The 12,664-nt window shown below is 63.2% G+C and carries 11 protein-coding genes; 4 read left to right on the top strand and 7 right to left on the bottom strand.

Annotation, left to right across the window (positions count from 1 at the left end):
• Positions 1-2: 2 nt before the first annotated feature.
• Together RMCB_RS14020 and RMCB_RS14015 are read right to left on the bottom strand one after the other, a co-directional pair.
• Positions 3-1,109: a hypothetical protein gene (locus RMCB_RS14020; RefSeq protein WP_062829243.1), complete on the bottom strand. Its 1,107-nt coding sequence runs from the start codon at positions 1,107-1,109 to the stop codon at positions 3-5.
• A 42-nt stretch (positions 1,110-1,151) separates the two neighbouring features.
• The gene (locus tag RMCB_RS14015) at positions 1,152-1,397 is read right to left on the bottom strand and encodes a hypothetical protein (RefSeq protein WP_062829242.1); all 246 of its coding nucleotides are present in this window, start codon (positions 1,395-1,397) and stop codon (positions 1,152-1,154) included.
• A gap of 438 nt (positions 1,398-1,835) precedes the next feature.
• Here RMCB_RS14015 and RMCB_RS14010 point away from each other — a divergent pair, with 438 nt between their 5' ends.
• The gene (locus RMCB_RS14010; protein WP_234792104.1) at positions 1,836-2,966 is read left to right on the top strand and encodes an HNH endonuclease; all 1,131 of its coding nucleotides are present in this window, start codon (positions 1,836-1,838) and stop codon (positions 2,964-2,966) included.
• A gap of 235 nt (positions 2,967-3,201) precedes the next feature.
• On the opposite strand, the gene RMCB_RS14005 is transcribed toward RMCB_RS14010, so the two are convergent.
• Positions 3,202-4,113: a GIY-YIG nuclease family protein gene (locus RMCB_RS14005; RefSeq protein WP_072278471.1), complete on the bottom strand. Its 912-nt coding sequence runs from the start codon at positions 4,111-4,113 to the stop codon at positions 3,202-3,204.
• A gap of 364 nt (positions 4,114-4,477) precedes the next feature.
• Positions 4,478-7,582 carry a DEAD/DEAH box helicase gene (locus RMCB_RS14000; RefSeq protein ID WP_062829241.1) on the bottom strand — a complete coding sequence of 1,035 codons (3,105 nt, stop codon included), beginning with the start codon at positions 7,580-7,582 and terminating at the stop codon, positions 4,478-4,480.
• 248 nt (positions 7,583-7,830) lie between these two features.
• Between RMCB_RS14000 and RMCB_RS13995 the strand changes: the two genes are divergently transcribed.
• The gene (locus RMCB_RS13995; RefSeq protein WP_062829240.1) at positions 7,831-9,396 is read left to right on the top strand and encodes a serine/threonine-protein kinase; all 1,566 of its coding nucleotides are present in this window, start codon (positions 7,831-7,833) and stop codon (positions 9,394-9,396) included.
• A gap of 114 nt (positions 9,397-9,510) precedes the next feature.
• Here RMCB_RS13995 and RMCB_RS13990 read toward each other — a convergent pair whose 3' ends face one another.
• Positions 9,511-10,257: a Mut7-C RNAse domain-containing protein gene (locus tag RMCB_RS13990; RefSeq protein ID WP_062829239.1), complete on the bottom strand. Its 747-nt coding sequence runs from the start codon at positions 10,255-10,257 to the stop codon at positions 9,511-9,513.
• 89 nt (positions 10,258-10,346) lie between these two features.
• On the opposite strand from RMCB_RS13990, the gene RMCB_RS13985 reads away from it, so the two are divergent.
• Positions 10,347-10,832, top strand: coding sequence for a hypothetical protein (locus RMCB_RS13985; RefSeq protein ID WP_062829238.1), 486 nt, complete (start codon positions 10,347-10,349; stop codon positions 10,830-10,832).
• An 8-nt stretch (positions 10,833-10,840) separates the two neighbouring features.
• Here RMCB_RS13985 and arr read toward each other — a convergent pair whose 3' ends face one another.
• The gene (arr, locus tag RMCB_RS13980; protein ID WP_063979617.1) at positions 10,841-11,281 is read right to left on the bottom strand and encodes an NAD(+)--rifampin ADP-ribosyltransferase; all 441 of its coding nucleotides are present in this window, start codon (positions 11,279-11,281) and stop codon (positions 10,841-10,843) included.
• Positions 11,282-11,393: 112 nt separating this feature from the next.
• Here arr and RMCB_RS13975 point away from each other — a divergent pair, with 112 nt between their 5' ends.
• Entirely contained in the window at positions 11,394-11,912 is a 519-nt protein-coding gene (locus RMCB_RS13975) for a protein-tyrosine phosphatase family protein (RefSeq protein WP_062829237.1), read from the top strand.
• Positions 11,913-11,948: 36 nt separating this feature from the next.
• On the opposite strand, the gene RMCB_RS13970 is transcribed toward RMCB_RS13975, so the two are convergent.
• Positions 11,949-12,575, bottom strand: a complete 627-nt coding sequence (locus RMCB_RS13970; RefSeq protein ID WP_062829537.1) for a DUF7255 family protein — start codon at positions 12,573-12,575, stop codon at positions 11,949-11,951.
• Positions 12,576-12,664 lie beyond the last annotated feature (89 nt).

Raw genomic sequence — 12,664 nt, 5'->3', positions numbered from 1 at the left:
CACTAGCCGGCATCGAGATAACCCCAATAATCCGCCTCCTTCAGGACCTGCCGCTTGTAACTCGACCTCAGCGCATCGATCACCGCAAGCACTCGCGACGTCAGCTCATCTCGAATTCCGCTCTGCGCGTGAGCGAATGGGATGAACGCCCGCAACAGGTCCGGTGCGTCGAGCGCGACCTCAAGCGGAATCCTGTCGTAGTCGTAGTGGTGCGCGGTGCCGATCGCCTGTTCCACGCGTGTTGCGCTCCACCGCAACGGATCCCGGTCATCCTCGAGGAGTTCCAGCAGGAGCTCCCGATGGCCCTGGTCGGTGAACGGCGCCGCGGAATCCATGGCGAAGAACCTGTCGCACAGCTCCTCGATCTCGGGCCAATCCGCGGCCTGCCATCGGTGCTCACCGCCTTCGGGAAGCCGACGGACCAACCACTGCACGAGCGCTCGGTAGAGCGGCCACCGCTCGGTCTCCGGTGCGAATGTTAGCTTGGCGAGCGCATTTTGGATCCACGCGCGGGCATCGGCGAGGCTCATTTCGACAACATCGGTATCGATGCTCAGTTCGGCCACGCGGGCAAGGAATTTGTCGATCGGTTTCGGCACAACTCCCGCTTCGGCAATTCCTGACAGCGTGGTGTGGTCGATCCACACTACGACCGTCAGCTCATCCTCGCCATCGATGCGCGCACCGAGCACGATTATGTCGGCATCGCCAAGTACATCGCTTCTGCGCACCGCCCGGTACACGTCGACGTGCGATAGAGCGGGAATCCACTGCGGCACATGCTCGTCGCGTCGGCCCAGCTCTTCACGACATCGCAGCTGTGCCGCCGGCTCATCTTCGAGAAGTTCAGCGAGCACGGCCAGCAGCGCCGTCGTCTCCCGATTCCGGTCACCGATCAGGTGGGTCAGGATGTTGTTTAGCCGGCCCGCATCCTGCTGAACCACGCGGAACACCCTGCTGGCCAGATCCAGCAGATAAACAGGATGCCCACGCACAAGTGCTCTGCGGACGAAGTCGCTCAGCGTCGCGTTCTGTACATCGCGCTTCTTCGCCCGTCGCGCGTCACGTCGGACCTGTTTGGCCCTGCGCGCTCGTCGTTTGTCGTTCATGAACGGAGGCTACGCACGGGCACCGACATGTTCGGCTGTCGTTCAGAGCCGCCTGGCGTCGAGCGCATTCGTCAGTGCGGACCGCTTGCGGTAGTCCTGACGTATCTGCGCCGTGAACGACGCGAAGTCTGCACTGCGGCCGGCTTTTTCACAGAGGCGTGCCATCGTCGCGAGGCGCTCGGCGATGTCCGGGTACAGCTTGGAGTAGATGAGGAGGTATCCAAGACTGTCATCGGCGATGCGGTTGAGCCGCCAATACTCCCGGCCTCCCCCCTCCGCTCGGGACACCCAGACCTGCAGTGGCGCCGATATACCCAGTAACTCCCGGCTCCACCGGAATCCACTGGAGAATGACTAATGAGGGTCATCGACCATGCCGACCGCAGTCCTGACAAGCCGCCCACCATCGAGACCCTCAGTGAGGTCGCGAACTCGTTTGGCACAACACCGTGACGGACTGAACGCGGTCCTCGTTCGACACTGCCTCCAATCTGCCGGCACCGGCGACGATCTGCGCTCACTGTCCCAGACGTACGCCAGAGTTGAAATATCTCAATCAAAGCGTTGTCGTTGGCCATAATGCCGCCTCCGATCAGGGCGTGGCGCTCCCGAATGGGCCCACTACCTAGAGTGAGAAACAGCTAACAGCGGGGCGCCCGCGAGGCGACCACAGAATAAGTAACAGGCCCTACAACCCCCGCACCCAGTAATGCAGCGAAATCACCGATGCAAACTGCGCAGAACAACAGCTACCGCCACCGGATGTGCGAATGTGTCATGGTGGATGATCCGCTGCTGCTAGGTCAGCGTGTGGTCGCGATCCTGGAAACGGGACAGCGGGACGCGACATACAAGCTGGCGACCTTGATGGGCCTCATCGAACACTGCATCGAGAATCTCCCGCCTGAGCCCGAGGATCGCCTACTCGTGCCACTCCACGACCTCGCCCACCGCGTACTGGCTATCTATTGGCGACAAGTTCGAACCTTCGACGGCCACGTATTGCTGCAACGCCGGACAGGCGCGAAAGCGCGCATACTCGACGCGACACAGGCACTGCGCACTGCTGCTGGAGCCGGAAACAGCGGCCTGTCGCTGGAGGTGGCGAAAGTTCGGGTGCCCGAGGACTATCAGGCCGCAATCGACAAGGTCATGATCGCGATGGCCAAGCAACCGCTGCCGCGGCTACAGAAGCTGCCCGGCGCAACCACCAGCGAGCCGTTCCTGTACGACGACTCGTTCCTCGGGGAGAACGTGTCACGAAAGACACTGCGCGCCCATGGCGATGCGATCGAGATGATGCCCGGCGTCGCACACGGGTTAGCCCGGCTTGCGGGACTGCTCAAACCCGCGCTCGAGATCATGTGGGTCGAGGATGTCCGGAGGATGAACAAGTTCCTAAAGGCTGACGTGCCTGACGTCGCCGGGCACCTGTTCGGCCGGGACCGCACGGCTCTGGCAGCCGTCCGCGCTCCCTTCAAAGAAGCGTTCGGACCGCACTGCTTCTACTGCGATACCCATTTGCCAGACGATAATCCGATCGACCATGTGCTGCCGTGGTCGTTGGTGGGCATCGACGGGCTGGCCAACCTGGTGCTGGCATGCCGTCGATGCAACGGCGACAAGACCAATGCACTACCGGCGATCAGCATCGTCGGCCGTGCCCTAGACCACAAGCGTTGCGACAAGCTGGAGCAGATCTCCGACGAAATTCGTTGGCCGACAGAGCGTATGCGCGTGGTGGCCGCGGCCCGCGGGATCTACCGCGGACAACCATCTGGCGTTCCTACATGGTCAGGCTATAAAGCGAGTACCCGGTTGGATATTGGGTTTCCGCCGTGGTGGGCGAAGCCGTAATTGGGCGGTCTCGTGCTACGCGTCGAACGGGGTCGGCGTGATGCAGTCAGTCACATTCCGACGCATACAGCGCGATGGTGTGAAGAGGACAGAGCACCGACTGTTTTGCCATCTCGGCTTGAGTCATTTACACCTGCACAGAAACCGCTCTGGCGCAAAGGGATGGCTCGCCCCTCCCGGTGGCAATTCCGCCGTGCCACTCGACTCGGGTCGGGTTGACTGGCGTGCGTACGGTTCACTCGGTAAATCTCGTCCCTGAGATGTGTTCCGCCGACAATGCAAGTTGTTCCAGATCGCTGATGGATTGACCAGCGGCATTTCGCCAGGATGTACGCCCGTTATTCGTGCCTCCAACAAGCAGTCCGCCCGCGGCCGACGGGCTCGTGAAGAGGTGGTCTTTCAGAAAGAGCAGGCTCGAATCCTCAAGCTTGATCACCCCTTCTGCGAGGAGGCTATCTCGTTGGCCCGCAAGCCTTGGAGGTGCGGACGGACGAAGCGCAGATCGGCCCCTTGAGCCAGCGAGCACTAAGAGTCCTTCAGAAGTTTGGTAAGCCTTTGCATCACAGCCGGATTCATTGAAAAACAGCTCTTCCGGAGATTCCGCCGAGTCCGACGAGTCTGCCGATAACATGACCATGGACGGCTTGACGGCCTCCAAGACCGGGGCGCCGAGGGTCGCGAGCAACACCGCAATGGTCTCGATGAACTCTTGACAGTCAGCTTCCAGCGGTTCCGGCGTGAAGGGGTTGGAGGCATTGTTACCATTCACTACGGTGTACCGCCCAGCGGCCTTTGCGCGGTTCAGCGACAGCCATTCCAGAAATGCCACATGCGTCGAGGTCCACTCGTTGGTTAGCGATACCGCTACCATCGCCCTGGTCCAGAAGTCCTTGGATGTGGTGTGTTGCTGAAGCCGGACACCCACATTTCCCGATTGACCGACATAGCATTGCGGAGTGTCATCTTCGTTTGAGCCGAACAGGTAGTACACGCCGACCTGTCCAGCTTCAGAGCGCTCCAAGAACTGGGCTAAGAGCGAACGGGGCACGTCAAATACACGCACCGTGCGGGTCGTCAGGTTCGCGACCCGGATACCCGCAGGATCGCCCGCTGGCAGATAGATCTGAATTGTCTGAGCTCGCGGCATAATTGGAATCCCTATCCCCCGGTGGTCATTCTCTGAGTTCCCCGGGTGGTCATTCTCTGAAGCTACCGTCCTGACCTGGTGCATATATCCCACATCTGCTGGACCACGTGCCGGCCTCTGCAACCGAAGGCTGCAGCTTGTACGCATGCTGATGTACAGCGCTGGCCGGCCCATGCGAGGGATTTTGCATGCTTCTCAGCTCAATCCCGTGGAGCGCTCCCAACATCACTAACTTCGAGCTCATGGTCAGCGGCCGAAGCTTGTTGAGTGGGGAGAAGTCCTTGTTGGGTCCCGCTAGTCTGGCCTGGATTGCCGCCGAAGTGATCACGATCCACGATTATCCGAAAGACGCCGGGCCGCGATCTCACGCCACCGCAGCCCGCGCTCCCAAGTACACCTCGGTCGGCATTGCCTGACGCAAGCGCCACGTAATGGCGATCGGCCGGTCGCCCTCATGCGAGACATAGTCGGCCGGCCCCAGAAAGATGTACGGCGCGCCATCACCCAGCCCGGACTTCTTGGTCTCCCGCACGAACAGCAGGATGTGAGACCCACGCTCACGGTGGTGGATGTAGCGCTGCCCGGTCGGTGACGCCGCTGATGTCGTCGATTGTGACTCCCAGTGGAATAGTTCCGGGCTCAACGCGAAGTCGCGGTACATGGTCGTCGGTGAGTAGTCGGTGTCGGACTTCTTGAGCGTGATGAGAAATGCATCAGCGTTGACAGCTGGGCACCACGCCACGCCTTCCCGCATGGTGGCCGGCGTCCGCTTCTCCGACACCCAGCCCAGGGCGGCAAGGATCTCCTCCCGCGAATAGCTGGCATGCAGGGCGAGCGGCACCTCGACGAACTCGTCGCTCATATCCCACAGCCCATAGGTGCTGCGGTGGGCGCCGTCAAACGCGATGTCGATCACCTGACGCATCTCGTCAGTGACGGCTTCGCCTCGGAGCGCATCGAGTCCTGCTGCCACACTGTCGAATCCACCGCCATTTGGGAACAACGAGTAGTACAGCATGGCCTCTAGCCGCGCCTGGGGCACACCGCTCTCGGACTGGCGATGCTGCAGCAGCGCGTCGTAAGCGTTCCACCGACGCGGATCGTCCACATGAGCGAGCGCCTTCACGCGCTTTACCAGCTCGGTTTCCCGTGGCCCGGGTTGCTCACCCAATTTTCCGGCGTCGCGGCACAGCGTGGTCCAAGACCGATCAGTCCGCAGAATGTCTTCGAGCCCGCGGCCCGAATCTTCCAGATACGACGCCAGCCGATTGTCTTGATGCGCTCGGATCTCGGAGACCAGCGCCACCTTCTTCGGCGACACCTGCTGGCGCACGTTCTCCAACACAAGCACCCGCGCCACCGAATCCAGCACGATCTGGCTGCCCGATGGCAGGAACGGAAACCCGTCCTTGACTTGCTTTTCCAACTGCTTGCGTCCCAGCCCCGTCAACGCCCGGAACCGCTGGTCGAACCGGAACTCGCTATGTTGGTGCCCGACAAAGTCAAGTGCGGTCAACACGGTCTTGCCGGGCGCAAGCCGCAGCCCGCGACCCAACTGTTGCAGGAACACCGTCGCACTCTCGGTGGGCCGCAGAAACAGCACAGTGTCGACCAGCGGGATGTCGAGGCCTTCGTTGAACAAGTCGACCGTGAAGAGCACATTAATGTCGCGGTTACGGAGCGCGGTCAGCGCCGCCCGCCGTTCGGTGCCGTCGTCGAGGCCCACAATGGCCCGCGCGGGGATGCCCGCGGCGACAAACTGCTCGGCCATGTAGCGAGCGTGCTCGATGCTCACGCAGAACCCCAGCGCCCGCATCGCCCCAACATCGGCGATCTTGTCTTGTAGTTGATCGAGCACGATGCGGGTCCGGGCGTCATTGCCGGTGTAGATCTCGCTCAGCTCGGCTAGGTCGTATCCGCCGCGCTTCCATTGCAGGGTCTCGAGGTCGGTGCCGTCATGGATGCCGAAGTAGTGAAACGGGCATAGCAGGTTTTGCTCGAGCGCATCCCACAATCGCAGCTCCGCGGCCACCCGCCCACCAAAAAATGCTGTCCGCACGTCGACACCGTCCCCGCGTTCCGGAGTGGCGGTGAGGCCCAGCAGCTCCATCGGTGCGATGTGATCGAGGAATCGCCGGTAAGACGCGGCTTGCGCGTGGTGAAATTCGTCGATCACCACGATGTCGAAGCGACCGGCCTCCAGGCTGGAAAGCCGTTCCGCCGTGAGGGATTGGATGCTGGCGAACACATGGCGCCAGCGGGTGGGCTGATCACCGTCGACGAGCAGCTCACCGAACACGGAGTCGGTAAGCACTTCCTGATACATTCGCCGCGCCTGGGTCAGGATCTCCTTGCGGTGCGCAACGAATAGCAGTGTCAAGTCGCGGCCATGGACCTCTCGAACCAGCCGGCGGTAATCCAGCGCGGCGATCACGGTCTTACCGGTGCCCGTGGCGGCGACGATGAGATTGCGATGCCGGTCGTGCAGCACACGTTCGGCATCCAGTTGTTCAAGTAACTCAGCCTGATAGGGCTTGGCTGTCACTTCCAGCCCGGACAATGTGACCGTCAGCGGGTCACGCTGCTTCCTGCCCGAGGCCACCTCCAGCGCAGCCCGCAATTTCTCGGAATCTTCAGACGGGCGGTAGAGCTCGAATTCACGGTTCTCCCAATAGGAGTCGAAGGTGGCCCGAAACTTCTCCAGCAAGTGCGGGGTGGAGATTGCCGACAGGCGAACGTTCCACTCCAGACCGTCGACGAGTGCGGCATGCGACAGGTTGGATGATCCCACGTAGGCGGTGTGGAAACCGGTATTACGCCGTAGCAACCACGCCTTGGCGTGCAGTCGGGTGCGGTCGGTCTCGTAGTTGACCCGCACCTCGGCGCCGAAGTCGTTAACCAACGCGTCCAAGGCACGCGCGTCGGTAGCACCGAGATATGTGGTGGTGATGACCCGCAGCGGCACTCCATGTTCTCGCAGTTCGGTGAGCTCACGTTCCAGCAGCCGCAGGCCCTGCCACTTCACGAACGCACATAGCAGGTCGACGTGGTCAGCACTAGCGAGCTCGGCCCGCAGCTCCGCCGCCAGCGTGGGTTCGTTGCGGGCGTTGGTCATCAATGCGGTGTCTGATAGCGGTGTCGCGGGACGTGGAAGCACCGCGGCACCGAGGGTTTTCATGCGTACCGCGTCAAGACGATGAATCTTCGCTGCGTCATCGATATGCAGCACTTCTTGCTGCGCGTCAGAATCATCGAGAACCTTGAGGAGGTTGCGGAGCAGTTCTGCGCGCGCTTCAGCACTTCCAGCGGCTTTCAACTGTCGCTCAATCAGTGGCGTGAGATGCCGGGCGATAGTCAACGCTTGTTCGGCGTCATCGACCGTGCTGAAGGTGGGCTCCAGGTCTGGACGATCCACTAGGGCAGCATTGAGCCGCTCAGTAAGCAGAGATTCGTACAGTCCAACGTCCACGCCGGGAGACTAACGCAGTGCACTGACGTTCGTCCGTCGGCGCGCGTCCACACACGACAACTCTTGCCGCCGTCAACCCTGGCATCGATCGCCAGAAGCGAAGACCAGAGATTTGCCCCAAATCCCACCCCGCCCAGCAACGATTGCGCTTAGCCTGAGAGAGATCGGCTGCCGGGGGAATGACGCTAAGCCAAGGATGTCAGTACCCCGCGCTACGTTCGCCTGTTCGCCAGTCGAGGAGGCACAGGATGGTTCAGAAGAACTCGCGCGTGGGTAGCACGTTCGGCAAATACAAGCTGACCGGCCTACTCGGCCGCGGTGGCATGGGTGAGGTGTATGAGGCGCACGACTCCGAGAAGGACCGAACCGTTGCCCTGAAGATCCTCCGCGAGGAGTACGCCCAGGACGAACGGTTCCGAGCCCGGTTCCTCCGGGAGTCGCACGCGGCGGCGGACCTGCAGGAGCCGCACATTGTGCCGATCCACGACTGGGGAGAAATCGACGGGAACCTCTACATCGACATGCGTCTGGTTCGCGGCCAGACGTTGCAGGAGCTCGTGACCGCATACCCTCTCGACCCACACCGCGCAGTAGGCATCATCGAGCAGGTCGCCGCTGCGCTGGACGCCGCCCACGCTCAAGGGCTGATCCATCGCGACATCAAGCCGCAGAACATCATCGTCACCGACGCGGACTTCGCCTACCTGCTGGACTTCGGCATCGCTCAGGCACAAGGGGATTCGAGCCTCACACAGGCGGGCATGCAGATCGGCTCGTTCGGCTACATGGCCCCGGAGCGGTTCGGTGAGACGCCATGCACGCCGGCCTCCGACATCTACTCACTGGCCTGCGTGCTGTACGAGGCGCTAACCGGAGACTCGCCATTTCCGGCCAACAGCTACGAGCAGCTGATCACTGCCCACCTCGCCGCCCCGCCACCACGGGCGAGTGTGGTCCACGCAGGCATCCCGACGTCCCTGGACGCGGTCATCGCACGCGGCATGGCCAAGGAACCCGACGAGCGCTACGGCAGCGCCGGCGCTCTGGCCCGTGCCGCGCGACGCGCCCTGCAGACCAGTCCCGAAGAGGCGATTGCGGCGAGCGCCGACACCATGCTGGCGCCCAACACGTCACCGCCTTTGCTCACCGCAACACCGCCGGTCACGCCACCCGCACCCGGGCCGCGGCAACAATCACTGGTTCCGTTGGCGGTTATCGGCCTGGTGTCAGCACTCCTACTGGGCGCCGTGGGGCTCGTCATCGGTCTGCTCGTGTCGAAGAACTCGACGCCGTCGGTCAGCTCGACACCAGTGGGGGCGACAACAGTTGCCCCGCCCCCAACCGTGACGGTCGCCGGACCGACCGTCTACAAGACGGCGCCGACCGCGAAACCGCCGACGCCGACGTACACCCCAACGGCGGTCCGCGATCCCGAGGTCTCGAGCGCTAGCCAGCTGCGCCAAATCGCCGAAAGCGACTACACCGTCGTGAGCACGCAAGGCGCCGACCGGTGGGTGCCGCAATTGAGTTCCAAGCGCCCGGGCGTCGTCGATGAGGGTGTGGTGTGGAACAACGCCCTGACATTGGAGGAGCATCTGCGGCTGCGCCAATGGTATGGCGCCAAACTGCTGTGGTCGGGTGACTGGTCGACCTTCGACTCCTCCAACTTCTGGGTGACCATCGCACCGTTCACGTTCCCCAGCGCGGACGGGGCATTGGCCTGGTGCAGTGAACAAGGCTTCGACCGGGACCACTGCTACGCGAAGCTCATTAGCAAGACGCACGCCGTGCCGGGCAGCACGGCGTTCAACTGACCAGTACCGCTCGTTGAGATTGCGCGCAGGGTCGTGAAATGGCACGGACAACGACCCTCAGCGCAACCGCAGGGGTGCCGAAGGTGCACACGCGGTTCGGCTGGACCACACGCATCAGAGTTGGTCCAAGAGCCGGTCGACGACACCGCTCAGCTTGGCGAAATGTGAACCGCGCCAGTAGATCCGTCCACATTCGGTGCAGCGGATGAATTCGTCGTAGTAGCGGCGGGTCAGCGGCTCGAGGTGGTCCAGCACCTCGTCCTTCGACACGGCGACCAGGCTGCCGTTGCACCGCACGCACCGGGTGAACGGCGCGACCCGCTGCTGCAGGTTCAGCCGTCGGAGCACGGAGAGGGTCTGCTCTTCCGCCTGCTGGGAGTGGACGAACAGGCCGTGGGTGACGGCGCGACGCTTGAGCAAGCCACGATCACGGGTCAGCAGAATGCGGTGTTGCGTCAGGCTGATCTCGGCGAGCGTCTCATCGTCAGCGTCATTCGACCACCACACGTCGAAACCGAGCAGCCGAAGCAGCCGCGCCAGCCGGCCGAGGTTGACATCGATCACGAACCGCGGATCCCGCAGCGGCACCGGCCGCAGCCGCGCCGTCGCGCCGATGTCGAGCGCCTCGAACATCGGATACGCCGCGATGCGGTCGCCCACGGCCGGTCGATGCTCGAATCCCGCCGGATGCCCGTTCACCAGGATCAGGTCGACTTCGGTGTGCGGTATGCCCATCGCCTCCAGCACATCCTTGACCGTCTGATGGCTCCGGAACGGCCGGCGCACGGTGATGCCCCGCGACTCCGGTCCGAGGAAGTCGTTGAGTTCGGCGTAGGCCCGGACCGTCACGAAGCCGGCCATACCGCCATGGTCTCGCGCGCCGCGGTCACCAGCAATTGGAGACCACACACCACCTGGGCAAGGCGGAATTATCGGCCTAGCGTGAAGTCATGACAGAGCAGTCACCCGCGGTCACCGTGGCTCACCCTTCGGCCATGATGCTCCGCATCGTGAATCCGGCCATGCGGTTACTGTTGCGCACGCCGCTGGCCGGCCCGGCGCGCAACCAACTCATGGTTGTGACCGTGCGCGGCCGAAAGACCGGGCGGCAGTATGAGATTCCGCTGAGCGCCCACCGCATCGACAACACCCTCTACGCCCTCACCGAAGCGGCGTGGAAGAACAACTTCCGTGACGGCGCACCCGCTGAAGTCCTCCATGACGGCAAGACCACGACCATGCGCGGTGAGCTCATCGAGGATCGCGCGACGGTCGCCGACCTGTTTCACCGCTGCGCCGAGTCATACGGTGCCAAACGCGCCCAACGGATGATGGGCATGGCGTTCCGCGACCAGCGCGTCCCGACGCTGGAGGAGTTCAGCGAGGCGGTGGACCGGCTGCACCTCGCGGCCATAAAGCTGACGCCCGCCGAATAAGTCGAGGGTCAGTCGTAGATGACGTCCAGCCCCCGCCGCCGGAGATCAGCCAGCCCCTCACGCATCGCGTGCAACTGCTCGGGTGAATGCCCCACCCAGTCGGTGACCTCCCCAACGATTTTCACGGGCTCACGAGTCCGGTAGGAGCGGGTCGGATTGCCGGGCAGCTTCTTGTCCGTCACATTCGGGTCATCCTCCAGCGGGCCTTCGGGTTCCACGATGTAGATGCGGCCCGGGCCGTCACCCACCGCGAGCTCGGCACCCCACACCGCGGCATCCAGCGTTTGAGTGACATAGACGTGATTCATGATCCGGCCCGCTTCGTAATTCGACTCACGGCCGGGCACCAGCCGATCCCCCACCGCGAGATCGGCTTTGGTGCCGTGCAGGTAGGCACCTGACGGATGTACTTCAAATGGTTTTGGCGTGCTCGTCACAACATCCCCCATCAGCAGTTGGTCAACGGCCGGACGATTGTGCAGCACGCCAGGGGCCTTGCCGCAAGCCCCACCCCCGGCCATATAGTGAGAGTGGGAACAGCAGCTCGCTAGTCTCAGGCCCATGCGACAGTGGCCGCACGACGACGTCCTCCATGCCTGGTGGGTTGAGCCGCACCGGCTCCTGGCCGGGGAATACCCCGGCTCGGCCACGGCCGAGGAGGCCGACGCCAAGGTGCGTGTCCTGGTCGAGGCCGGCATCGACACCGTCATCGACCTCACCACCGACGAAGACCACCTGACGCCGTACCGGGAGCGCCTGGACGCGGCGGCCGGACGCACGGTGCGGTACTTCGCGCACCCGATCCCCGACTTCGGCGTCCTCGACCACGCAGGCTACGACGCGATCCTGGCCCGCATCCACGCTGAATTGGACTCGGGCCGGACGGTGTACGTGCACTGCCTGGGCGGGAAGGGCCGCACCGGGACGGTCGTCGGGTGCCTGCTCGCGGAATTCGGGTTGAGCTACGCCGACGTCATCGCTTGCATCGCGGAGTTACGTTCGGGCACAAGGAAAGCCAGCGACGCGTGCCCTGAGAACACTGCCCAACATGACATGCTGCGTGCGCGCTGCGGCCGGTGACCTGGTTGCCAGGCGCGGCGGATTTGATCTGCGGCTCTAAACCTGTGCGGTCCGCTGATCGACGAACGCGCGCAACGCATCCCGGTCGACAGGCTTGCCGTCGAGCAACTCGCTGAGCGACGCGCCGCCGATCACGTCGTAGACAGCCAGCCGCGCGAGCCGGATCCCGGAACCTACCGCGGCGATGTCGCGCATCGCGTCATAGAGCGCCCGCTGCTTCCAGCGTGGCGAGCCCGCGCCGTCGAGCATCCGAGCGGGCCCTGCAGGCCCGAACAACCGCTCCGTCGCGATGCTCGTCCAGTAACTGCCCCAGCCCCGCTCTGCCGAGCATGTGCTCTCGTACTGCACGCAGTACCGCATGTAGGTCTCACACCAGGGAAGCCGTTGCGCCCACGCCTGTTCGAGCGTCTTCCTGCGGTACCTGTTGAAGTGCTGGCTTTCGTCGAGCTCGACGATCAGACCACCTTCGAGCACGCAGTCCCAGGGGCCGGGCCTCAGCCGCGGCTCGTCGAGAATGCCACCGAGCGCGCGGTACAACCCCAAGATCTCCTGCTGATCCTGCGGTCGCAGGCTTTTCAGGTGCGGGCGCATGGATCGCGTCGCCGCCGGCTTGTAGCCCGCCTCGACCAGAATGTGTGCCAACGCATCCTGCCGAGTTCCCATGCCGATCACCGAACCTCAATCCATCACTGAACCCGACATCGTTTCCATACCCACCGGCAAGCGGACGCAACCGTCCACTTCGGCTTTTT

The sequence above is a fragment of the Mycolicibacterium brisbanense genome (assembly GCF_001570425.1).
GTDB lineage: Bacteria > Actinomycetota > Actinomycetes > Mycobacteriales > Mycobacteriaceae > Mycobacterium > Mycobacterium brisbanense.
The sequence above is the reverse complement of the archived record's forward strand: the minus strand, read 5'-3'. Positions and strand labels throughout refer to the sequence as shown.